This is a genomic window from Caulobacter sp. AVps18 (genome assembly GCF_058681425.1).
This window is the reverse complement of record NZ_CM178737.1, coordinates 115768-138560: the sequence shown is the minus strand read 5'-3', so window position 1 is coordinate 138560 and position 22793 is coordinate 115768. Positions and strand designations below refer to the sequence as shown.

At 66.2% G+C, this 22793-nt stretch carries 23 protein-coding genes, 1 tRNA gene and 1 pseudogene; 17 read left to right on the top strand and 8 right to left on the bottom strand.

What is annotated here, in order from left to right:
* Positions 1 to 237: 237 nt before the first annotated feature.
* From uraH to guaD, 5 genes and pseudogenes are all read left to right on the top strand, one after another.
* The gene (uraH, locus tag ACW179_RS00590; RefSeq protein ID WP_492061902.1) at positions 238 to 576 is read left to right on the top strand and encodes a hydroxyisourate hydrolase; all 339 of its coding nucleotides are present in this window, start codon (positions 238 to 240) and stop codon (positions 574 to 576) included.
* 3 nt (positions 577 to 579) lie between these two features.
* Positions 580 to 2022, top strand: coding sequence for a xanthine dehydrogenase small subunit (gene xdhA, locus ACW179_RS00585; protein ID WP_492061900.1), 1443 nt, complete (start codon positions 580 to 582; stop codon positions 2020 to 2022).
* A pseudogene (xdhB, locus tag ACW179_RS00580) lies at positions 2015 to 4342 on the top strand (xanthine dehydrogenase molybdopterin binding subunit); the annotation flags it as partial. The gene xdhA and the pseudogene xdhB, both read left to right, overlap by 8 nt.
* Positions 4343 to 4473: 131 nt before the next feature.
* On the top strand, positions 4474 to 5484 hold the full coding sequence (xdhC, locus tag ACW179_RS00575) for a xanthine dehydrogenase accessory protein XdhC (RefSeq protein WP_492061899.1): 1011 nt from the start codon (positions 4474 to 4476) through the stop codon (positions 5482 to 5484).
* Positions 5471 to 6757 (top strand): guanine deaminase, encoded by a 1287-nt coding sequence (guaD, locus tag ACW179_RS00570; RefSeq protein ID WP_492061897.1) that lies wholly within the window; start codon positions 5471 to 5473, stop codon positions 6755 to 6757. Before xdhC ends, guaD begins: the two co-directional genes overlap by 14 nt.
* A gap of 122 nt (positions 6758 to 6879) precedes the next feature.
* Here the strand turns inward: guaD and map are convergent, their stop codons facing one another.
* Positions 6880 to 7710, bottom strand: coding sequence for a type I methionyl aminopeptidase (map, locus tag ACW179_RS00565; RefSeq protein ID WP_492061895.1), 831 nt, complete (start codon positions 7708 to 7710; stop codon positions 6880 to 6882).
* A 110-nt stretch (positions 7711 to 7820) separates the two neighbouring features.
* Entirely contained in the window at positions 7821 to 8213 is a 393-nt protein-coding gene (locus ACW179_RS00560) for a hypothetical protein (protein WP_492061893.1), read from the bottom strand.
* A 121-nt stretch (positions 8214 to 8334) separates the two neighbouring features.
* On the opposite strand from ACW179_RS00560, the gene ACW179_RS00555 reads away from it, so the two are divergent.
* Complete coding sequence (locus ACW179_RS00555; RefSeq protein WP_492061891.1) at positions 8335 to 8493, top strand: transcriptional regulator; 159 nt, start codon at positions 8335 to 8337, stop codon at positions 8491 to 8493.
* Between the two features lie 131 nt (positions 8494 to 8624).
* Here the strand turns inward: ACW179_RS00555 and ACW179_RS00550 are convergent, their stop codons facing one another.
* A complete protein-coding gene (locus tag ACW179_RS00550) occupies positions 8625 to 9659 on the bottom strand; it encodes a hypothetical protein (protein ID WP_492061889.1) in 1035 nt (344 codons plus the stop codon).
* A gap of 147 nt (positions 9660 to 9806) precedes the next feature.
* Complete coding sequence (gene sfsA, locus ACW179_RS00545) at positions 9807 to 10508, bottom strand: DNA/RNA nuclease SfsA (protein ID WP_492061887.1); 702 nt, start codon at positions 10506 to 10508, stop codon at positions 9807 to 9809.
* Between the two features lie 53 nt (positions 10509 to 10561).
* Here sfsA and ACW179_RS00540 point away from each other — a divergent pair, with 53 nt between their 5' ends.
* Complete coding sequence (locus tag ACW179_RS00540; protein ID WP_492061885.1) at positions 10562 to 11329, top strand: competence/damage-inducible protein A; 768 nt, start codon at positions 10562 to 10564, stop codon at positions 11327 to 11329.
* A 77-nt stretch (positions 11330 to 11406) separates the two neighbouring features.
* Entirely contained in the window at positions 11407 to 12405 is a 999-nt protein-coding gene (locus ACW179_RS00535; RefSeq protein ID WP_492061883.1) for a zinc-dependent alcohol dehydrogenase family protein, read from the top strand.
* 6 nt (positions 12406 to 12411) lie between these two features.
* Here ACW179_RS00535 and ACW179_RS00530 read toward each other — a convergent pair.
* Positions 12412 to 12496 (bottom strand) — tRNA-Leu (locus ACW179_RS00530).
* Positions 12497 to 12606: 110 nt separating this feature from the next.
* Here ACW179_RS00530 and ACW179_RS00525 point away from each other — a divergent pair.
* From ACW179_RS00525 to ACW179_RS00505, 5 genes are all read left to right on the top strand, one after another.
* On the top strand, positions 12607 to 12963 hold the full coding sequence (locus ACW179_RS00525; RefSeq protein ID WP_492061881.1) for a c-type cytochrome: 357 nt from the start codon (positions 12607 to 12609) through the stop codon (positions 12961 to 12963).
* Positions 12964 to 13026: 63 nt separating this feature from the next.
* The gene (locus tag ACW179_RS00520; protein ID WP_492061879.1) at positions 13027 to 14307 is read left to right on the top strand and encodes a Xaa-Pro dipeptidase; all 1281 of its coding nucleotides are present in this window, start codon (positions 13027 to 13029) and stop codon (positions 14305 to 14307) included.
* A 131-nt stretch (positions 14308 to 14438) separates the two neighbouring features.
* On the top strand, positions 14439 to 16526 hold the full coding sequence (locus ACW179_RS00515) for an ATP-binding protein (protein ID WP_492061877.1): 2088 nt from the start codon (positions 14439 to 14441) through the stop codon (positions 16524 to 16526).
* A gap of 238 nt (positions 16527 to 16764) precedes the next feature.
* The gene (locus ACW179_RS00510) at positions 16765 to 17778 is read left to right on the top strand and encodes a methionine ABC transporter ATP-binding protein (protein ID WP_492061875.1); all 1014 of its coding nucleotides are present in this window, start codon (positions 16765 to 16767) and stop codon (positions 17776 to 17778) included.
* Positions 17778 to 18431 (top strand): methionine ABC transporter permease, encoded by a 654-nt coding sequence (locus ACW179_RS00505; protein WP_492061874.1) that lies wholly within the window; start codon positions 17778 to 17780, stop codon positions 18429 to 18431. The genes ACW179_RS00510 and ACW179_RS00505 overlap by 1 nt, the downstream gene beginning before the upstream one ends.
* A gap of 7 nt (positions 18432 to 18438) precedes the next feature.
* Here the strand turns inward: ACW179_RS00505 and ACW179_RS00500 are convergent, their stop codons facing one another.
* From ACW179_RS00500 to ACW179_RS00490, 3 genes are all read right to left on the bottom strand, one after another.
* Entirely contained in the window at positions 18439 to 19011 is a 573-nt protein-coding gene (locus ACW179_RS00500) for a TadE/TadG family type IV pilus assembly protein (protein WP_492061873.1), read from the bottom strand.
* On the bottom strand, positions 18999 to 19574 hold the full coding sequence (locus ACW179_RS00495; protein WP_492061871.1) for a TadE/TadG family type IV pilus assembly protein: 576 nt from the start codon (positions 19572 to 19574) through the stop codon (positions 18999 to 19001). Before ACW179_RS00495 ends, ACW179_RS00500 begins: the two co-directional genes overlap by 13 nt.
* Before the next feature lie 93 nt (positions 19575 to 19667).
* Positions 19668 to 20048, bottom strand: coding sequence for a pilus assembly protein N-terminal domain-containing protein (locus ACW179_RS00490; RefSeq protein WP_492061870.1), 381 nt, complete (start codon positions 20046 to 20048; stop codon positions 19668 to 19670).
* 318 nt (positions 20049 to 20366) lie between these two features.
* On the opposite strand from ACW179_RS00490, the gene ACW179_RS00485 reads away from it, so the two are divergent.
* The 4 genes from ACW179_RS00485 (at position 20367) to cpaB (ending at position 22789) form a co-directional block, all read left to right on the top strand.
* Complete coding sequence (locus ACW179_RS00485; protein ID WP_492061869.1) at positions 20367 to 20549, top strand: Flp family type IVb pilin; 183 nt, start codon at positions 20367 to 20369, stop codon at positions 20547 to 20549.
* A gap of 295 nt (positions 20550 to 20844) precedes the next feature.
* Positions 20845 to 21027, top strand: a complete 183-nt coding sequence (locus tag ACW179_RS00480; protein ID WP_492061868.1) for a Flp family type IVb pilin — start codon at positions 20845 to 20847, stop codon at positions 21025 to 21027.
* Between the two features lie 157 nt (positions 21028 to 21184).
* A complete protein-coding gene (locus ACW179_RS00475; protein ID WP_492061866.1) occupies positions 21185 to 21697 on the top strand; it encodes an A24 family peptidase in 513 nt (170 codons plus the stop codon).
* Between the two features lie 198 nt (positions 21698 to 21895).
* Positions 21896 to 22789, top strand: coding sequence for a Flp pilus assembly protein CpaB (gene cpaB / locus ACW179_RS00470; RefSeq protein ID WP_492061865.1), 894 nt, complete (start codon positions 21896 to 21898; stop codon positions 22787 to 22789).
* The last annotated feature ends 4 nt before the right edge of the window (positions 22790 to 22793 follow it).

Sequence of the window (22793 nt, the reverse complement as noted above, 5' to 3'; positions counted from 1 at the left end):
CAACCTTACGCAACGGCGCCGACGCCTTTTTGCATCTTCGCCCGCCGGCGCGCGATGGACCCATGGCGCTGTAAGTAATAAATCTATTATATGTGCCTGATCCAAAGGCACCAGACGCCGCCTTCCATGGCTAAGGCCAGGGTCGGCGTTCGCGCAGGGGGCGCGGCGCTGGACACGGCTTGCGGGCGGTTCCAGCATCGAACCTGGACAAAGGCCCGGATAGAGGAAAGACGGCCCATGAGCGGACTGACGACCCATATCCTCGACACGGCTGCCGGGAAGCCTGCCGCCGACGTGGCCGTGCGGGTGTCGCGGCGTGACGGGACGCTGGTGACGCAGGTCCGCACAGACGCCGACGGCCGTGCGCGACTGGTCGAGGGCGAGGCCCTTGCGGTGGGCGGCTATCGCCTGGAGTTCTCGGTCGGGGCCTATTTCGCGGCCAGCGGCGCGGCGGTGAGTGATCCGCCCTTTCTGGACGTGGTGGTGATCGATTTCGCCGTCTCTGACACGGCCCAGCACTGGCACGTGCCGCTGCTGGTGTCGCCGTTCGCCTATTCCACCTATCGGGGCAGTTGATCGATGGGCGAGGTGATCCGCTTTTTGCTCGATGGCGAGGCTCATGCGGTGTCGGGCGTCGATCCGACGCGCACCCTGCTGGAGCATCTGCGTGGCGACCTGCGTCGCACCGGGACCAAGGAGGGCTGCGCCGAGGGCGATTGCGGGTCGTGTACCGTGCTGGTCGGCGAGCCCGAGGGAGAGAGCGTCTCCTGGCGCGCCGTCAATAGCTGCATCCAGTTGCTGCCCATGCTGCACGGCAAGGCCCTGGTCACGGTCGAGAGCCTGGCCCGGGATGGCACCCTGCATCCCGTGCAGCAGGCCATGGTCGACAGGCATGGCTCGCAATGCGGCTTCTGCACACCGGGCATTGTCATGTCTCTGTATGGCAAGGCGGTCGGGGCGCAGGGAGCCGACGTCTCGCCGGCTGAGGTGCTGGCCGGCAATCTGTGTCGCTGCACCGGCTATGGCCCGATCATCGAGGTAGCGAGGGATGTCGAGCCCGAGGCTGCGCCGGTCGTTGATCTGTCGGTTGTGTCCGACGAGACCCCGCTGGACCTGACCTATGAAGACGAAATCCAGGGCGTCACGCGCCGCTGGCTGGCACCGCGCTCGCTGGAGGATCTGGCGGCGGCGTTCACGGCTCATCCCGACGCGACGATCATTGCCGGTGCTACCGATGTGGGCCTGTGGATAGCCAAGCAGCGACGGCCCCTGAAGACCCTGATCGACATTGGCCAGGTCGCCGAACTGAGGCGCATCGAGACCTTGGAGGCCGGCGTCTGGATCGGCGCGGGTGTCCGCTATGTTGAGGCCATGGAGACCCTCAAGGGGCTCTATCCGGAACTGGGTGCGATGATGCGGCGGCTGGGTTCGACCCAGGTGCGCAACAGCGGCACGATCGGCGGCAATATCGCCAACGGCTCTCCCATTGGCGACATGCCGCCGGCCCTGATCGCAGCGGGGGCGATCCTGGTGCTGAACCAGGGGGGCGTGCAGCGCGAGATGCCGCTGGAAGACTTCTTCCTCGACTACGGCAAGCAAGATCGAAAGCCTGGCGAGTTCGTCGAGGCGGTGATCGTGCCGACGCCGCGGCCCGACCTGATCTTCAAGGTTTTCAAGCTGACCAAGCGGTTCGATCAGGACATTTCGGCCGTCTGCGGGGCCTTCGCCCTGACGCTGGACGGCGGTGTCGTGACCTCGGCGCGGATCGCCTTTGGCGGCATGGCCGGCACGCCCAGGCGGGCCGCAGCCTGCGAGGCCGCGCTGGTCGGTCAGCCGTGGACGCAAGCCAATGTCGAGACGGCGATGGCGGCGCTCGACACGGACTTTACCCCGCTCAGCGACATGCGGGCCTCGGCGGCCTATCGCTCGCTGGCGGCGCGCAACATGCTGCGCAAGGTGTTCCTCGAGGCCGCCACGCCGGGCCTTGCCGTTCGTGTCGAGCCGGAGAGCGCGCATGGCTGACTCCGCCGCTGTCGCTCCGATCACCAGCGCTTTCCAGGGCGTCCACGCCAGCCTGCCGCACGACAGCGCCGCGCGCCATGTGTCCGGCTCTGCTGTCTATATCGACGACAAGCCTGAACCCGCCGGCATGCTGCACGTCCATTTCGGCGTCAGCGCCAGGGCCCATGCCCGGATCGCGGCAATGGATCTGTCGGCCGTGCGCGCCGCGCCGGGCGTGGTGCTGGTGCTGACGGCCGCCGACATCCCCGGCGAGAATGATGTCAGCCCGGTGATCCACGACGACAAGCTGTTCGCCACCGATACCGTGACCTATGTCGGCCAGAGCCTGTTCGCCGTTGCCGCTACCTCGATCGCCGCAGCCCGCGCGGCCGCCGCCAAGGCCGTGGTTGATTACGAGGACCTGCCGGCCGCCATCGACATCGCTGCGGCCCGCGCTCTGGACCTGAAGATCGAGGCCAGTCAGCGGATGGCGCGGGGCGACGCGGCCGCCGCCCTGGCGGCGTCGCCCCGGCGCCTGCAAGGCCGGTTTGCCATCGGCGGTCAGGATCACTTCTATCTCGAAGGGCAGGTCGCCCTGGCCTCGCCGCGCGAGGAGGGGGACGTCCACGTCTGGTCGTCCACCCAGCATCCCAGCGAGGTGCAGCACCTGATCGCCCGGGTCCTGGGCCGGCCTGACCACGCTGTCACGGTTGAGGTGCGCCGGATGGGCGGCGCGTTCGGCGGCAAGGAGACGCAAGCCTCGCTGTTCGCCGCCGCCGCTGCCCTGGTGGCGGTCAAGACCGGGCGTGCCGCCAAGTGCCGCCCTGATCGCGACGAAGACATGGTCATGACCGGCAAGCGGCATGACTTCGAGGTCGTCTATGACGTCGGCTTTGATGACCAGGGCATGCTGACCGGCATCGCGCTGGAGCTGGCCTCGCGTTGCGGGGCCACGACCGACCTGTCGCCGGCCATCAACGACCGGGCGATGTTCCATGTCGACAACACCTATTTCCTGCCGGCGGTCGAAATCGTCTCGCACCGCTATCGCACCCACACCGTGTCGAACACGGCGTTCCGGGGCTTTGGCGGACCACAGGGCATGATCGCCATTGAGCGGGTCATGGACGCCGTGGCCCAGGCCACCGGCCTCGACCCGCTGGAGGTGCGTCGCCGCAATCTCTATGGCGAAGCCGGCCGCGACCTGACGCCCTATGGCCAGACGGTGGAAGACAATGTCGCGCCGCAGTTGCTGGCCGAGCTGGCCGCCTCCTGCGACTACGCGGCGCGCCGGGCGCAGATCGACGCCTTCAATGCCCAGAGCCCGGTGCTGAAGAAGGGCATAGCCCTGACGCCGGTGAAGTTCGGGATCTCGTTCACGACCAAGCACCTGAACCAAGCCGGGGCCCTGATCCACCTCTATGCCGACGGCTCGATCCTGCTGAACCACGGCGGCACCGAGATGGGGCAGGGGCTGTATCTGAAAGTTGCCCAGGTGGTGGCCGAGGCCTTTCAGGTGGACCTGTCGCGGATCAGGATCACCTCGACCGTCACCGATAAGGTGCCCAACACCTCGGCGACGGCGGCCTCGTCGGGCGCGGACCTGAACGGCATGGCGGCGCTGGACGCCGCCGACCGGATCAAGGCCCGGCTGGTGGCCTTCGCGGCTGAGAAGTGGAACTGTGGGCCCGAGGAGGTCGTCTTCACGTCGCAGGGCGTCCTTGCCGGCCCGAACCTGATCCCATTCAACGACCTGTGCCGCCAGGCCTATCTGGCGCGGATTTCGCTGTCCTCGACCGGCTTCTACGCCACGCCCAAGATCCACTATGACCGCGCCAGCCATACCGGCCGGCCGTTCTACTATTTCGCCTATGGCGCGGCCTGCAGCGAGGTGCTGATCGACACCCTGACCGGCGAGATGAAGGTCACCCGCGCCGACATCCTGCATGATGTGGGCAAGTCGCTGAACCCGGCCATCGACCTGGGCCAGATCGAGGGTGGCTTCATTCAGGGCATGGGCTGGCTGACCACTGAGGAGCTGGTGTTCGACAGGGAAGGCCGTCTGCGCACCCACGCCCCCTCGACCTACAAGATCCCCACCATCGGCGACCGTCCGGCTCAACTGGACGTGCGGCTGTGGGAAGCCGGCCGCAATGTCGAGGCTACGGTGCATCGCTCCAAGGCCGTGGGCGAGCCGCCGTTGATGCTGGCCATCTCGGTGTTTTCCGCCATCACCCAGGCTGTGGCCAGCGTGGCCGATCACCGGGTGATGCCGCACCTGGACGCCCCGGCCACGCCCGAGGCGATCCTGATGGCGTGCGAGGATGTGAAGTTTAGGTCCCTCTCCCAGAGGGAGAGGGAGGGGCCCGCGCCGCAGGCGTGGGAGGGTGAGGGGTTATACCCTCACCGTTTAAACCCCTCACCCTCCCATGCTGCGCATGGGCCCCTCCCTCTCCCTCTGGGAGAGGGACTGTGAATTGGGCCCGCGCTGCTCTCGCGCGCATCGCCGCCAACGACACAGCCGCCCTCGTCACCGTGCTGGCCACCGAAGGCTCGGCCCCGCGTGAGGCGGGGACCAAGATGGTGGTCTGGGACGGCGGGCAGTCGGGCACCATCGGCGGCGGCAATCTGGAGCATCAGGCGGCCAGTCAGGCGCGCAAGATGCTGAGCGGCTCGCAGGCCAGTTTCGCCATCCAGGACTATCCGCTGGGACCGCTGCTGGCCCAGTGCTGCGGCGGCCGAGTGCGGCTGCTGATCGAGCGGGTCGAGGCCACCAGTCGCGACTGGCTGACAGACGCCGCCCGCCGGATGGATGCCGCCCAGCCGTTCGAGGTGCGCACGCGCTTTGATCCGGGCCTGCTGAGCAAGTCGATCACGTCCATCGCTGCGTTGTCGGATGCGACGCCCGTCAGCCTGTCGGGCGTCCCGGCCGCTGCACGCGGCGCGCGGCCCGAGCTGGGCGACGAGTTGGTCGAGCGCAATGACGCCCCGCGTCCGCCGCTGCTGCTGTTCGGCGCCGGCCATGTGGGCCAGGCCATTGCGCGGGCCTTCGCGCCCCTGCCGTTCCGCCTGCACTGGTACGACAGTCGCCCCGAAACCGCCGATCTGCCCGGCGTCACGGTGCTGGAGCCGGCCGAGATGGCCGCCGCCGCCATGGGCGCGGGGTCTGAGGCCTTTGGCCTGATCCTGACCCATGACCACGCCCTGGACTACGCCCTGGCCTCGGCCGGGCTGGCGGGGGGCGGCTTTGGCTATCTGGGCCTGATCGGCTCGAAGACCAAGCGCGCCCGGTTCATGAGCCGGCTGCGCGACGACGGGTTTTCGCAAGCCGCCCTGACGCGCCTGGCCTGCCCCATCGGCCTGCCGCACCTGAAGAGCAAGGCCCCCGAGGTGATCGCCGTCTCGGTGGCCGCCGACCTGCTGATGCGCCTGGAAGCGGCGCGCGCGACCAACGACGAAGGTATCCCCCGTGCAAGCCTATAGGGCGTCGATCCTCCATCTGCTGGACGATCCGACCAAGACTGAAGACGCCGTCGCCTTCCACGATGACGGCCTGCTGCTGGTCGAGGACGGGCATGTCTTGGCCTGCGGCGACTACGGCGCCTTGCGCGACCTGCTGGGCGATGCCTCGGTTGAAGACCTCAGCGGCAAGCTGATCACGCCAGGCTTCATCGACACCCACATCCACTTCCCGCAGGTCGACATCATCGCCGCCCATGGCGCGCAACTGCTGGACTGGCTGGAGCAGCACACCTTTCCCGCCGAGAAGGCCTTTGCCGATCCGGCCCATGCCAAAGAGGCGGCGGCCTTCTTCGTGCAGGAGCTGCTGCGCAACGGCACCACCACGGCCCTGGTGTTCGGCTCGGTCCATAAGGGCTCGGTCGAGGCCCTGTTTGCCGAGGCGCTAAGGCGGGACATGCGCCTGATCGCCGGCAAGGCGCTGATGGACCGCAATGCCCCAAAGGGCCTGACCGACACCGTCGAGACCAGCCGCGCCGACATGGAAAGCCTGATCGCCGACTGGCACGGCAAGGGCCGGCTGGGCTATGCGGTCACCCCGCGCTTTGCGATCAGCTGCAGCGATGCCCAGCTGGCCATGGCGGGTGAGGTCCTGGCCGCCCACCCCGGCGTCTGGATGCAGACCCACCTGTCGGAGAACGCGCGCGAGATCGAGGAGACGGCGGCGCTGTTCCCACAGGCCCGCGACTATCTGGACGTCTATGACAGCTTTGGCCTGCTGGGCCCGCGCTCGGTTTTTGCCCACTGCGTTCATTTGCAGGGCGACGCTTTTCAGCGTCTGGCCGACAAGGGCGGGGCGGTGGCCTTCTGCCCGACCTCGAACCTCTTTCTGGGTTCGGGCCTGTTTCCGCTGGAGACGGCCTGCGCCCATGGCGTCAAGGTCGGGATCGGCACCGATGTGGGGGCGGGAACCAGCTTCTCGATCCTTCACACCCTGGGCGAGGCCTACAAGGCGGGCCAACTGCGCGGCCAGGCGCTGGACCCGTTCCACGCCCTATATCTTGCCACCCTGGGCGGGGCGCGGGCGCTGGATCTGGGTGACCGGATCGGCAATCTGGAGCCCGGCAAGGAGGCCGACTTCCTGGTGCTGGATCTCGCCGCCACGCCGTTGCTCAAGCGTCGTCTCTCGGGCGACCGCAGTCTGGAGAACCGCCTGTTCGCCCTGACCGTGCTGGCCGACGACCGCGTGGTCGAGCGGGTGATGCTGGCGGGGGTGGAGCAGTATCGGCGCAACTAACCGTCACCCCGGGACTTGTTCCCGGGGCCCATGGTTCAGCTCTACTGATCGATGTCGTTCTGCTCCGCGCCTGCGGCGGATAGATGGGTCCCGGGAACAAGTCCCGGGATGACGCCGCTGGGTCAGCCCCCGAGGATCGCCGGCTGGAACAGCCCGGCCGGCGAGGCGGTGAAGATCTCAAAGCCGTCTTCGGTGACGCCGATGGAGTGTTCGCACTGGGCCGACAGCGACTTGTCGCGGGTCACGGCGGTCCAGCCGTCGCCCAGCACCTTCACGGCCGGCTTGCCCAGATTGACCATCGGCTCGACGGTGAAGAACATGCCCGGCTTCAGCACCGCGCCCTGACCGGGGCGGCCAAAGTGCAGGATGTTGGGCGCGTCGTGGAATACCTTGCCCAGGCCGTGGCCGCAGAAGTCGCGCACCACCGAACAGCGCTGGGCCTCAACGTAAGACTGGATGGCGTGGCCGATGTCGCCCAGGGTCGCGCCGGGCTTCACGGCGGCCAGACCGCGCGCCATGCCTTCATAGGTGATCTCGATCAGGCGGCGAGCGCGGGGGCCCACCTCGCCGACGCCGTACATGCGCGAGGTGTCGCCATGCCAGCCGTCGACGATCACCGTCACGTCGATATTGACGATGTCGCCCTCGCGCAGGGCCCAGTCGCCGGGAATGCCGTGGCAGACCACGTGATTGCGCGAGATGCAGACCGTCTTGGGATAGCCGCGATAGAACAGGCAGGCGGGCAGGGCCTTGTGGTCGAGGATGAACTCGCGGGCCAGGGTGTCGAGATAGTCGGACGAGACGCCCGGCACCACGTGCGGGATCAGCATGTCCAGGCACTCGGCGGCCAGCTTGCCGGCCCGGCGCATGCCTTCGAAATCGGCGGCGGTGTGGATCTTGATCGCGCCCGTGCGGGTCTCGGCTTCGATCTCTAGGGCGTCGTCAAGGGTCATGGCGTACTCGAAAGGCGGGCCGGCCACCGGCCGCAAGGGTCGGCGACGCAGGCAATGTCGTCTGAACTTATGTCGCCACTCTAGCACGAAACTTCAATGGCCGTCCCGCCCTACGGCTCGGTACGCCGCACCACGCCCGAGGTCCGGGCGGCGGCCTTGATCTCCTGCACGAAGACGGCGTCCAGGGTGGTGGGCCGGTCGCGCCGCACATGGCACACGCCCTTGTAGCGCGAGACCCGGCCGCTGCCCTTTTCGGTGACGTCGGCGGTGAACGTCACGTCCCACTCGCCCGGTTTACCGGTGGGGGTTGGGTCCATGTCGGACGAGCTGACGCCGGTTATGTCCTTCAGCCCGAACTTGTCTTCCAGCTTGTCGGTGCAGGCCTTGAACGCCAGCACGGCGCGCAGGGCCACGATCCCGCCGCTCTCCTTGCCTTCGCTCGACGCCCCGCAGGCCGACAAGGCCAGGGCGACGCTCAGGGCGGTCAAGGTCATGACGTTCATGCGGATCGGTCCCCCCAAGGCGCAGCGCAGGGGTAGCGTGTTGCGAGCCGATTGCAGCTTAATTCGGTGTCATGTGGGGTATAATGTGACGCTTGGAGCGTCGCTTAGCTTGGGGTTGACCATGCAGGTTCCTGTGATCCGAAACGACGACGACCTCACCGGCGCGCTCAAGGCCATCGACGCCCTATGGAATGCGGAGCCGGGCACTGAGGTGGGGGAGCGCCTGGACGCCTTGGTCACCCTGGTCGCCGCCTATGAAGACCGCCATTTCCGATTTTGATGTCTCTGAGGCTTTGATCACGAAAGCCTATTTTGCGGCGGGATCTCGCCTAGCCAGTGGGCGCGCGATCCGAAACGCGCACGTTCCTAGTTTGGAACTGGATTCGCATAGGCGCTGGCTCACAATAAGGTCTATCGGCGAAGGCTGTTGCCGAAGTCCGTCATGAACTTCGCGGCCTTCTCGGGGACCATGGACGGGACGACGTAGGTTGGGTCGCCACTGCCGCCTGCGAGGACATGCTTTATCAGCATTTGGGCGATATCGCCGTCCGCTTCGGAAAGGCCGAAAGTAGTTCCATAGGCCGTATGTGCCTGTGATTTTAGATTGGGAGTGACATAATTCATGTTTTGGTCAAGGTAGCTAAAGCCAAGGAAGACGAGTTTCTGTGCTTGCTGAACCGCTGCCTTCGCCTGCGCCATCGTTGGGTCGTGATCTTCGATTTGCTCTGTGAATGTTTTGATTTGCTTGGCTGCCAGGAGGATCAAATCCTGGGGCAATTCAGCCGATGAATACCCGTAAGGGATGATTGGTTCGTCACTTTCACTCCGCTCCCATGGAAGTCTGCCGATCCGTCCGTAAGGGTGGATGATGGTCAGGCTTTCCATGGCTTCGGCCGCCTGCTTTGCGGAGCAGAAGTTGGCGGTCTGGAGCGCGTGAAAAATGAAGTGTTCGATACAGCGGTCGTAGTTAAACACCACAAAGCGGATATTCTTCAGTGCATCGACGATGTTGGTACGCTTCGCGCCGTCTTGCATGAAACGGAAAAGGGTATGAAGCCATGACTTCTCGGCTACGGACACGTCCAAAGCTTCACCCCGATCGGTCGCGAGGATAGAGTTCTCTTCGGCATGTAAGATGGAGGATGTAATCGCGATCTTCGATATTTCTAGGATAAATTGATCGTCTTGGAAGGCGTCCATGAAGCGGTCGATGGACGTGTAGAGCGGGAGGGCGGTGACAATCTGATCCATAGCCCTCATCAGCGTTTCCACTTCGGTCGCGATAAAGTGGTTGCGGATGATCCGACGGACTGGTGAGCCACTGAAACCCGAGCGGCGCGTCGGCAGAGACGCAATGATCTCTGTTTTCAACCTATCGCCGACTGGCAGGCCGAACTCGTAGGACGCACCTGCACCAATGATGAATGTAGTGGGTTGATTGAACATTGCGCTGCCCTGGGAGAACGTCATCGGCGGTGAAAGGTACTGATACGATGCATCTCGCGATTAAGCTGAGCCACCCGTATTCGCTCATCGTGGCTTTGACTTGGATTGGTCAGTTTTGATGGGCGGCTTTTTGTAGGAGTTCTCTCCTTAGCGTCGCCAAGGCATTTTCTGGCGGAGCGTTATCGAGCCAGTCCCAACCTCACACCCATAGGCTAGCACCTCGACCCCCGCTTGCGCCGCCGCCTCCAGCCCGCGTGCGAACTTGGGGTCCAGATCGGCGCAGGCGCTGAAGGCCTTGCAGTCCATCCTCTGCACCACGAACAGCGCCACAGCGCGGTGGCCCATGGCGACCTGGGCCGCCAGGTCTTCCAGATGTCGCGTCGAGCGCGCCGCCACGCAGTCGGGGAACTCGGCCAGGCCCGGGGTGCGGGAGAGGTGGACGTTCTTGACCTCCAGCCAGCAGGGCTGGCGGTCCGGGTGTTCCAGCAGGAAGTCCACCCGGCTGGCGGCGGCGTATTTCACCTCGGGCCGCACGGTGGCGTAGCCGGTCAGTTCGGGGATGGCGCCGGCCGCCAGGGCTTCGGCGACCAGCCGGTTGGGCAGCATGGTGTTGACGCCGACCAGGCTGGTTTGCGTCTCCACCAGTTGCAGGGTCCAGGGCAGCTTGCGCTTGGGATCGTCCGACCACGACACCCAGGCACCCTGTCCCGGCAGGTTGACGCCCAGCATGGCACCGGGATTGGGGCAGTGGGCGGTAATGGCCCGGCCGTCGTCCAGCACGATGTCGGCGAAGAAGCGCTTGTAGCGTTGCACGAGACGGCCACGAACGAGCGGTTGCGGGAGCAGCATGGCGGCCCTAAGTCGGATCGGAGAACGATGATGCGATGTAGGGGAACGCGGCGATGACGACCAGCAGTGACAAGGTGACGGCGGCGGTTCTGATCATCGGTGACGAGATCCTGTCGGGCCGCACCCAGGACGTGAACCTCAACGCCATCGCCAAATATCTGGCCACCTATGGTGTCGACCTGTCCGAGGCGCGCGTGGTGCCTGATGTCGAGGACGAGATCGTCGATGCGGTCAACGCCCTGCGCACCAAGTACGACTATGTCATCACCACCGGCGGCATCGGCCCCACCCACGACGACATCACCGCCGACTCTGTGGCCAAGGCCTTCGGCGTCACCGCGCCTGAGCATCCCGAGATCATGGCCATGCTGCGCGAGCGCTGGGGCGAGCCCAATGCCGCCCGCCGTCGCATGGCCCATGTGCCCGAGGGCGGGGTGCTGGTGAACAATCCGGTCCAGGGACCGCCGGGCTTCCAGAAGGAAAACGTCTTCGTGCTGGCCGGGGTGCCGGCGATCATGCGCGGCATGCTGGGCGATGTGGGCCCGCGCCTGCGCACCGGGGCGGTGGTGATCAGCAAGACCGTCCGCGTCACCGGCAGCGGCGAGGGATTGATCGCCGCGCCGCTGGAAGCGGTGGCCAAGGCCCATCCCGACATGTCGCTGGGCAGCTATCCCTTCTTCAGCCCGCCCGACGTTTACGGTGCCAACCTGGTGGTGCGCGGCCGCGATCCGGTCGAGGTCGACGCTGCTGTCGAGGAACTGGTCGCGGCGCTGACGCAGGCCGGTGCCGCCAATATCGAGCGGATCGACGCGGCCGCCTGACGGCGCTTCGATCCCGCAACGGACGCCGGCCAGTTCACGAGCCGGGCGCCGAACCATAATCAGACAGAGGAAACGTCATGAAGGTCGCAGCGATCAAGGCCCCCGGCGGGCTGGACAATATCGTCATCGAGGAGCGCCCCGATCCGGTTGCGGGGCCGGGCCAGCTGTTGGTGCGGGTGCGGGCCTCGTCGCTGAACTTCCATGATTTTGCGGTGGTGGCGGGCATGATCCGCACCGCTGACGGCCGTATCCCGATGTCGGACGGGGCCGGCGAGGTGGTGGCGGTCGGCGAGGGCGTCAGCCGGTTCGCGGTCGGCGATCAGGTGCTGTCGACCTTCTTCCCCAACTGGCCGGCCGGCGGGCCGGCGCTGGAGCGCCTGCTGGGCGTGCCGGGCGACCATGCCGACGGCTTTGCGGCTGAATATGTCGCCATGCCCGAGACGGCCTTCACCCGCCTGCCCAAGGGCTGGTCGATGACCCAGGCGGCGACCTTGCCCTGCGCGGCCCTGACCGCCTGGCGGGCCCTGATGGTCGAGGCCCGCATCCGGCCCGGCGACGTGGTGCTGGTCCAGGGCACCGGCGGGGTCTCGATCTTTGCCCTGCAACTGGCCAAGGCCGCCGGCGCCACGGTAGTGGCCACCTCATCCTCACCCGAAAAGCTTGAGCGGCTGAAGGCGCTGGGGGCTGACCACCTGATCAACTATCGCGAGGACCCCAAATGGGGCCAGACCGCTGCAAAGCTGGTCGGCGGCGTGCATGCGGTGGTCGAGATCGGCGGCCCGGGCACCCTGGCCCAGTCGATCCAGGCCTGCCGGATCGGCGGCCACATCTCGCTGATCGGCGTCCTGACCGGCGTGTCGGGCGAGGTGCCCACTGCCCTGGCCATGTCCAAGAACATCACGATCAAGGGTGTGACGGTCGGCTCGCGCCAGGACCAGGAAGACATGATCTCGGCGCTGGAGGCTTCGGGCATCCAGCCGGTGATCGACTCGACCCACGCGCTGGACGACCTGGCCTCGGCCTTCGCCCTGCAAATCTCGCAAAAGCACTTCGGGAAGATCTGCCTGGCGCTATAAGGCCGATGGTAGGGACAGTGGGACTCGAACCCACACGGATTGCTCCAACGGATTTTAAGTCCGGCGCGTCTACCGATTCCGCCATGTCCCCAAGGTAGGGGCAGGGCTTACGACAACCGGCCTGTGGCGTCGAGGGCGCGGGCCGGTCTATCGTCGGACTTGCCCGGCGCAGACCTGCGTTTCGGGTCCTGGAGAACGCTCATGCGCCGGTTTGTTGTTCTGGGCGTCCTGCTGGTCGCCGGCTGCGCGAGCCCTCCGCCGCCGGCGGCCGCGACCCCGGTTGAGACCGGGACGCCGCTGACGCGCGGCAAAGCGCTGGTCGAGGCGCGGTGTTCAAGCTGCCATGCGGTGGGGCCTGCCGGCGAGAGCCCGGTCTCGCCCGCGCCGCCGTTCCGGACGCTGGGCCAGCGCTATCCGGTGGCCAATCTGCAGGAGGCCTTCGCAGAGGGCATCTTCACGGGCCATCCGCAGATGCCGCAGATCCAGCTGGAGGCAGGTCAGGTGCGCGACCTGATCGCCTATCTGGAAAGCCTGCAGTCGCCGGCCCGCAAACCCTGATCCGACATCGACGCCAGCGCTTGTCATGCTAGCGTCAACGCTCGGAATCAGACGGGGATGACCATGCGAGTTGGGATCAAGGCGCTGCTGGCGGCGGGTGTTGTGTGCGCGGCGGGCTCGGCCCAGGCGGCGACCGTCGAGGCGATCAGCGCCGCCCGCCTGCTGGACGTGACGACCGGCAAATATCTCGAGAGCCCGATGGTCATCGTCACCGACGGCCGTATCACGGCCGTGGGCAAGAAGGGCGAGGTGGCGGTGCCGGCCGGCGCCAAGCTGGTCGACCTGCCGGGCGCGACCCTGCTGCCGGGCCTGATCGACATGCACGTCCATATCGACAGCCTGGCCGAGGTGGGCGGCTATAATGGCCTGCAATACAGCGACGCCTTCTGGAGCGTGATCCAGACCGCCAACGCCAAGGCCACTCTGGACGCCGGCTTCACCACCATCCGCAACCTCGGTTCGGACCGTTTCAATGATGTGGGCCTGCGCGAGGCGATCGAGGGCGGCTATGTGCCCGGTCCGCGCATCGTGCCGGCGGCCTATGCCATCGGCGCCACCGGCGGTCACTGTGACTCCACCTATTTCCCGCCGTCGATGGCCCAGAAGGGCCCCTATGTGGCCGATGGCCCCGAGCAGGGCCGCCAGAAGGTGCGCGAGGTGCGCAAGTACGGCGCGCGGGTCATCAAGATCTGCGCCACCGGCGGGGTGTTCTCGCGCAATACCGAGCCGGGCCAGCAGCAGCTGTCGCTGGCCGAGATGACCGCCATCGTCGAGGAAGCCCACATGTGGGGCCTGAAGGTGGCCGCACACGCCCATGGCGCGGCAGGGATCAAGGACGCGATCCGGGCCGGTGTCGACACCATCGAGCATGTCAGCCTGGTCGATGACGAGGGCATCAAGCTGGCCGTCCAGAAGGGCGCCTGGTTCTCGATGGATATCTACAACACCGACTACACCCAGTCCGAAGGCAAGAAGAACGGCGTGCTGGAGGACAACCTGCGCAAGGACCGCGAGATCGGCGACGTGCAGCGCGAGAACTTCCGCAAGGCCATCAAGGCCGGCGTCAAGATGGTGCTGGGCACTGACGCGGGCATCTATCCGCACGGCCAGAACGCCAAGCAGTTTGCGGTGATGGTGCGCTATGGTGCCACCCCGCTGCAGGCGATCCAGTCGGCCACGGTCAACGCCGCCCAGGCCCTGGGCCAGGAAAAGGATGTCGGCCAGATCGCCGTCGGTCGCTATGGCGACATGATCGCGGTGAGCGGTGATCCGCTGAGCGATGTGACGGTGCTGGAAAGGCCTGTTTTCGTGATGAAGGGCGGCGAGGTGGTCCGGCAGCCCTAAGGCTTGAACTTTGCTCATTTTGAGGAGAGTGTGCAGGGACTGTAAAGGCGTTCCGCTCGTCGCATGAGGCGGACCCGGCAGGGGAGGCAGGGAAGCCATATGCCCGGACCTTATGGGGTCAGGCCGAAGGGATGAGCCAGTCAGCCACCTTCGAGGCCTTTCGGCGGATCGTCACTGTCGTGGCGGGCGGCGGTGATCTTGCGGGCGTGCTTGACGCTATCGTCCAGGCTGTCGAGGCTGAACTTCCCCAGGGGCTTTGCAGTATCCTGCTGCTCGACGAAACGGGACAGCACCTGGTGCACGGGTCGGCACCGGGCCTTCCCGCAGCCTATTGCGAGGCCGTTAACGGTCTGCCGATCGGTCCGCAGGTCGGCAGCTGTGGTACGGCCATTTTCGACAATCGCCGGGTGCTTGTCTCAGATATCCAGACCGATCCGCTCTGGGCCGACTACAGGGATCTCGCGGCGCAGTACGGTCTGGCGGCCTGCTGGTCGGAGCCGATCCGGGATTTAGAGCACCGCGCGATCGGCAGTTTCGCTATCTACAGCCGTGAAATCCGCGAGCCTTCGGCGGACGACCTGGCCTTCATTGAGGCCGCAGCCGAGCTTGCAGGTTTCGCCATCGAGCGACGTCGCGCCCAGGAGGCGCTGGCCCGCAGCCAGGCCCTGGCGCTTGAGCTGGCTGAACGGGAGCGCGCCGCCGCCGCCAACCTGACGACCTTCTTCGACGTTGCCGCCGAACTGATGAGCATCGTCGATCTGAAGGGCCGTTTCGTTCGGGTCAACAGGGCCTGGGAAGACCAGCTGGGCTATCCGGCGCAAGACCTTGAGGGGCAGCCGTACCGGAATTTCATTCATCCTGATGACCTGGCACCGACCCAGGCCCAAACCGAAGTGCTGCTCCGGGAGGGCAAGGGGCGTTACGTCATCAACCGTTACCGCCGTCGCGATGGTGTCTATCGCCTGTTGGAATGGCGCTCGGTGATCGTCGACGGCCTGGCCTTCTGTGTCGCGCGGGACATCACCGAAGCGACCCAGATGACCGCAGATCTGGAAAGCGCCCGCCAGGCGGCCGAGACGGCAAACCTGGCCAAGGGCAACTTCCTGGCAAACATGAGTCACGAGCTGCGCACGCCGCTCAACGGCGTGATCGGCATCCTCAGCGCCCTGGACCTGACGGATCTGGCCCCGGCCCAGCGCGAGATGACCGGGCTGATGCGGGCTTCGGGTGTGGTGCTCGAGCGGCTGGTGTCTGACATCATCGATGTGTCGAAGGTTGAGGCAGGGCAGCTTGACCTCGTAGTCTCGCCCTTTGTGCCAAAGACCCTGTTCGATGACGCGCTGACGCCCTGGGGCGCGCTGGCCCTGAGCAAGGGTCTGGCCTTTGCGGTCGAGCTGGGGGCGGGCACAGAAACGGCCTTTGAGGGCGACAGCCTGCGGCTGCGACAGGTGATCGACAGCCTTCTCTCAAACGCGATCAAGTTCACAACCACTGGCGGGATTGAGGTCCGCGCCGAGATTGCACCGGCCTCTGCTCCCTCTGAACCGGCGATCCTTGCGCTGAGTGTTCGGGATTCCGGTCTAGGTTTCGATGCCGCCACGGCCAAGCGGCTGTTCCAGCGCTTTGACCAGGCCGATGTGAGTTCCACCCGGGCCTTCGGCGGGGCCGGGATCGGTCTGGCGTTGAGCAAGAGTTTGATCGAACTGATGGGCGGGACGATCTCTGCGCAGTCCCAGCCCGGCCAGGGCAGTCTCTTCCGGATTACGGCCCCTCTTTATCCGGCGTCCGACGTGGTCGCTCCGGTTCGGGATGAGGTCGCGGAGCCGGAGCCTGAGCCGGCGCTGAAGGTCCTGCTGGCCGAGGACAATCCGACCAATCAGAAGGTCGTCCAGTTGATCCTGGCCGGCGTCGATGCCGATCTGACCATTGTGGAAAACGGGGCTGAGGCCGTTCAGGCCTGTGAGGCCTCAAGGTTCGACGTCGTCCTGATGGACCTGCAGATGCCGGTCATGGACGGCCTGGCGGCGATCCGGGCCATCCGGTCGCGTGAGGCCCAGAGCGACGCGCCGCACAAGATGCCGATCGTGGTGCTCAGCGCCAGCGCCATGCTTCATCACCGGCAGGAGGCCTTGGCGGCCGGCGCAGACCTCCATATCGCCAAGCCGGTCACGGCTTCGGACCTGTTGGTGGGCATAAGCAGGGCGCTGGAAGGCTGCTGACAGCGTCGCTGCATCGATCCTGCCTATGAAAGGTGGGGGCAGCGCAGAATTTACGTTCCCCTCGACCGCCGTCGCGCATAATCCTTCCGCCCTTCACAATGTCCGTCCGGCCCGACTCTGCCGGACCTGACCACCCCGAGGGTTTCCATGGTCGAGACCACCTTCCGCCGTCGTGTGCTGGCTCTGGCCGCGCTCAAGACCGCGCCGCCGCGCGCCAGCAAGTAGGGACAGCGACGACGTGATCGCCTTTGAGGCTGTTTCCAAGACCTATGCCGCCACCGCTGCGGGCAAGGGCGGCCATGCGGCCCTGAGCGGGGTGTCACTGTCGGTCGGCGCTGGTGAGGTGTTCGGCGTGATCGGGGCTTCGGGTGCCGGCAAGTCGACCTTGATCCGGCTGATCAACGGCCTGGAGAAGCCGACCGGCGGTCGCGTCATCGTGGATGGCGACGATGTCGCCGCCCTGGGCGTCGAGGGCTTGCGCGCCCTGCGTCGCCGGGTGGGCATGATCTTCCAGCACTTCAACCTGCTGTCGGGCAAGACCGTCGCCCAGAACGTCGCCTTCCCGCTGAAGCTGGCCGGTCGTCCGGCGGCCGAGGTCAAGGCGCGCACCGCCGAGCTGCTGGCGCGGGTGGGGCTGGCCGACCAGGCCGGCAAGTATCCGGCCCAGCTTTCGGGCGGCCAGAAGCAACGGGTCGGCATCGCCCGGGCCCTGGCCACGGGCCCCAGGATCCTGCTGTGCGATGAGGCCACCAGCGCGCTGGATCCCGAGACCACCGAGCAGATCCTGGAGCTGGTCAGCTGTCTCAATCGCGAACTGGGCCTGACCATCGTGCTGATCACCCACGAGATGGACGTCGTTCGCCGGGTCTGCGACCGGGTGGCGGTGCTGGAGGCGGGCCGGGTGGTCGAAAGCGGCAGTGTCGAGGATGTCTTCCTGCATCCCGCCAGTGACACCGCCCGCCGCTTCGTGCGTGAAGCCGATGGCGAGCCGGCCGCTGCGGCGATGCTGGAGGGCCGCGTCGTGCGTCTGACCTTCAGGGGCGAGGCCACCTACAGGCCGGTGCTGGGCGAGGTGGCCCGGGCCACGGGAGTCGACTATTCCATCCTGGGCGGCCGCATCCATCGCCTGCGCGAGACGCCCTATGGCCAGTTGACCCTGGCCCTGACCGGCGGCGACGTCGAAGCCGCCATCGCCCAGTTCCAGGCCGGCGGCGTTCGCGTCGATCCGATCAGCGTCGGGGAGCAAGCCTGATGGGCAATATCGACTGGACCGAGATCGCCCAGGCCACGCTGGACACCCTGGCCATGCTGGGCGGCTCAATGCTGTTGACGGTGATCCTGGGTCTGCCGCTGGGCGTGATCCTGTTCCTGACCGGCAGGGGCCAGATGCTGGAAAGTCGCCTGGCCAACGGCGCCCTGTCGCTGCTGGTCAACATTCTGCGCTCGGTGCCGTTCGTCATCCTGCTGATCGTGATGATCCCGCTGACTGTCGCGCTGGTCGGCACCTCGCTGGGCGTGGCCGGAGCCATCCCGCCGCTGGTGGCCGGTGCGGTGCCGTTCTTCGCCCGTCTGGTCGAGACGGCCCTGCGCGAGGTCGACAAGGGTGTGATCGAGGCCAGCTTCGCCATGGGTGCCAAACGGCGGCAGGTGGTCTTGGGTGCGCTGCTGCCCGAAGCGCTGCCGGGCGTGATCGCAGCGGCCACGGTGACGGCCATTGCACTGGTCTCCTACACCGCCATGGCGGGCGTGGTCGGGGCCGGTGGCCTGGGCGACCTGGCGATCCGCTTCGGCTATCAGCGTTTCCAGACCGACGTGATGGTGGTGACTGTGGTGCTGCTGCTGGTCCTGGTTCAGGTGCTGCAGATGGTCGGCGACAAGCTGGTGCGGCGCGTTTCGCACCGGTAGGACGCCGTCAGTTGACCCACGCCACCGTATCCGACTTGCGCGGGCGCAAGTAGAAGGTGCGGTAGAAGGAGATCGCTGTGGGCATCACGAACTTGATCGGCGAGGTGTAGGCGTAGCTGGCCTTGGCCATGATGACGCTCTGGCTGGCGGGCAGCACCCCAACCGGGACCGTCGTCAGCACCGCGCCCTTGGCCGGGCAGTTGGCGTGGCTGTTATAGTTCTTCGTCCAGACGACAGTGTCCTTGCCGGCCGCGTCGGAGGTTACGCTGACCAGGCACATGCGCAGGGCGGTGGTTGGGAAAGGCGCCATGATCGTATTGCCGATCGTGAAGATGTCGTTGATTCGCGCTTCGGTCATTTGGGACGTTTGCGCCGTCAGGTCGCCGATGGACGAGGCGATGTTGCTCAGGCGACGCTGGGCCATCATCGCCTGGGTCAGCTCGGCCAGGCCGCAATAGATGATCACCAGCACCGGGGCGATGAAGGCGAATTCGACCGCCGAGACGCCGCGCCGGTCGCGCCAGAACGCCTTGAGGCCTTTGTGCGCGCGCGGCACCTTGCGCGGGGTCAGCTGGGACATGACACCGCCACCGCCGGAACGTCGGAATAGGGTTCGTTGGAGAACGACGTGGTCGCCGCGATCAGGCGCTTGCCACCACTGCTTTGCAGGCCCGTCTGCATGAGCGGCGTGATCAGCGGCCAGTTGTAATAGGCCCGAACCAGCACGATCGACCCGGGGCCGCCCGGATCCCAGCAGGGCGAGGCCGGCCTGGCGGCGTTGAGCGCCGTGCCGGTGGTCGAAAAGCCGGTGAAGGTGCGCACGTCCACGGTAAGGGCCGAGGAGCAGGATGCTCCAACCCAGCTCATTCGCGTGCACATGGCGGTCTTGAAGGTGGCGGCCGTTCCGCCGGATGTCTGGAGCTCGCCGGTACGGATCGTGCGGCCGGTGTCGATTACCGCGTTCTCCAGTGTCACGGACACCAGGAACACCAGGCCCAGCTCGATGATCGCGAAGATCAGCATGAGGAAGGGAATGGCGACAAAGGCGAATTCGATCGTCGTGGCACCGTCACGGGCGCGGCCAAAGCGCGCCAGCAGGCGGCCCAGTCGTCGATGTCGTCTGGCGAGGCGATCAGGCGCCATGGCGCGGGGGTCCGTTTCCATTTCCGCCGGTGCGAGGGCCGGCGCAGTCTAGCTGCAACGACCCTAATCAGGGGTTTAGAGCTTCGCTCCGGTTCAGTTGGCGGCGGCGGCGGGCGTGGTGCGCGTGCACTGTGCTCCGCATGCATAATTCGTCGTGTTGGCTGCGCCTCTATAGACGGTAACCGAACCACCGCTGACTTCGGAGACGATTACTTGCCGGTCGGCCAGGGGGCGGCCGGCTGCGTCGAAGGCGAGCACGGTCGTGACGCCTGCGCGCTTGCCCATCACCACCAGGGTGCGTTCGTTGATGACGCTGACATCGGCGATCAGCGGATCGCCCACCACCACGTCGCGCACCGCGCCCGAGAGGCTGACATGGGCGGCCTGGCCGCTGGCTACGGCCAGGGTCTGGGCCTGCGCGGCGGAGCCGCAAAGGGTCAGGGCGGCGATGAAGGCGAGCGACAGGCGGCGCATGAGGGTTCCAGTTCGATGTCCGGGCGAGGAGACTCTGCCGTCGAATGGTCAACAAAAGACTAAATCGACTTGCGCCGCGACAACCTGCCTCTGGTCAAAGTTGTTGATTCACAAGGCTTTGATGGTCGATTCTGTGTCCATGGTTAAGGCGCTTTAATAGTAAATGCAAATAAACCAAAAGAAAAATGTCGAAAACTATTTGCTCGTTTACTGACCATTAAGCGGGTTGGGCGAAATTGATCGTGTTTTCGGGGGTGAGCAAGTCGAGACGGCTTGAAGACCTCAAAATCAACCAACGAAGATTTAGGAGATCAAGTCATGTCGAAGTTTGTCACCCGCTTCCTGAACGACGAATCCGGCGCCACGGCCATTGAATACGGCCTGATCGTCGCCCTCATCGCCGTCGTGATCGTGACCGCCGTCACCACGCTGGGCACCAACCTGAAGGCCACCTTCGAGAAGGTCGGCGACACGGTGAGCACCGCCAACTCGGCCAGCTAAGGCCCGGGTCCGTTCCGCCGGGCTGGTCCCGGCGGCATGGACCAGGAACTGGACGATCCGGGACGCGCTGCGACGCCAAACCGCTTACGCCTTGGTGGCGCGCGTTCTGGCCACGCCCGAACGAGAAGGGTCGAAGTCTCAGGACTTCGACCCTTTTTCTTTGCCTGCAAACTCGCCTTAAAGGCGCATTTGTAGATTACGGCCAAAAAGACGAATAATCCGGCGGTTGAAAACACTTACTTCACGTTGAGTTTCTAGGGTTGTGGCCATAGACCCCAACACCGGAGACAGACCGATGAACCGCTTCCTGACCGCCTTCCTGAACGATGAATCCGGGGCGACCGCCATCGAGTATGGCCTTATCGTCGCCCTGATCGCCGTTGTGATCGTCAGCGCCGTGACGGCCCTTGGTGGCAACCTCAAGACCAGCTTCAACAACGCCGGCGACGCGGTGAGCGCCGCCAACGCCGCCAGCTGACGGCGTCGTTCTGCCCGCTCGAAAACGGCAAAGGCCGCGATCCCCGTCGCGGCCTTTGCCGTATCCGCGCGGCCTAAACTGCGGTGGAGAGCGGAGCGGGAAACCATTGCTTCACCCGATCGTCCCACAATGGGGCGTTCAAAGAGGGCTCCCTCCCATGCATGCACTCCAGCTCGCGCTTCTGATGGTCTTTCCGGCCCTGGTCATCGTGGCCGCCCTGAAGGACGCTACCAGCTACACCATCCCCAACTGGATCTCGCTGGGTCTGATCGCGGCCTTTGTTCCAGCGGCGCTGGTCAGTGGGGCACCATGGCCGGTGCTGGGCCTGTGCCTGGCAACGGGCGTTGTAGCATTGCTGGCGGGCATGGGCATGTTCGCGGCCGGCTGGATCGGCGGCGGCGACGCCAAGCTGTTCGCGGCCAGCGCCCTGTGGATCGGCTGGCCCGGCGCGTTTCCGTTCATGCTGGCCACTGGCCTGGCGGGCGGCGCCCTGACGATGGCCATACTGGCTCTGCGCTCGGGCTGGCTGGAGCCGGTGCTGGCCGGCAGCCCGGCCTGGCTGCGCAAGCTGGGTGCCCAGGGCGGCGATATACCCTACGGCGTGGCCATCGCGGTCGGCGCCCTGGCCACCTTCCCGGGCGGCGCGCTGGCTTCAGCGATCCTGGCCTGAAGCGCAAGTGCGGGGCGCGACCCGCGTCAGCCTGTCACGCGGGCATTTCGACTCATTCACGCGAAACTTTAGCCGGTGTTAACCATGCGCCCGCGACCATGGGGGCGGCCAGAATGGCTGACTGACGAATCGTGCGTGCGATCCTGAAGGACGCCCGCCACCGCCCTCGCTTCTCGTCGCGAAAGCCTGTGACTGCGCATGAACCCTGTCCGCCTCCTGATTGTCGTGGTCGCCGCCCTCTCGGCGATTGGCCTCGCCCTGGTCATGCAGCGCATGATGGCCGGCAAGCCGCCCGAGGCACCGGTCGCCGTGACCCAGGTCTCCGCCAAGCCGATGACCCAGGTCCTGGTGGCCAAGCGTGACCTAGCGGTGGGCGTGCGGCTGACCGTTGAGGACGTTACCTGGCAGGCCTGGCCGACCGAGGCCGTCAATGCCGCCTTCATCACCAACGGCGCGGCCCAGCCCACAGCCGAAGGCGTCGACAAGGCCAAGGTCGCCGCCGCCACGGTCGCCAATGAGATGATCGGCGGCGTCGATCCGGCCAAGGCCGTCGAGGGCGCGATCGTGCGCGACCCGATCCTGACCGGCGAGCCCATTACCCCTCGCAAGATCGTCCGCGGCGGCGACGGCGGCTATCTGTCGGTCGTCCTGGCACCGGGCAAGCGCGCCATGGCCGTGCCGATCACCTCCGAGACTGCTGTCGGCGGCTTTATCCTGCCGGGCGACCGGGTGGACGTGCTGCAGACCCGCGAAATGGCCAGGGCCGGCGACGACGGCGGCAGTGGCGGCAAGGTTCTGGTCGCCGAGACCATCCTGGAGAACGTTCGCGTGCTGGCCGTCGACCAAAGCACCACTGCCGAGAAGGACGCCAAGTCCATCGTCGCGGCCACCGCGACCCTCGAGGTCGGCCCCATCGACGCCGAGGCGCTCACCAGGGCCAAGTCCACCGGCCCTGTCACCCTGTCCCTGCGGGCCTATACCGACCTGGGCGGCCCCTCGGGCGTAGCCCAGGGTCGTGGCCAGCCCGACGACGATCCCGTGGTCCGCATCAATCGCGGTGGTCAGACCAGCAACATTCCGGTGCGCCAATGAGCGG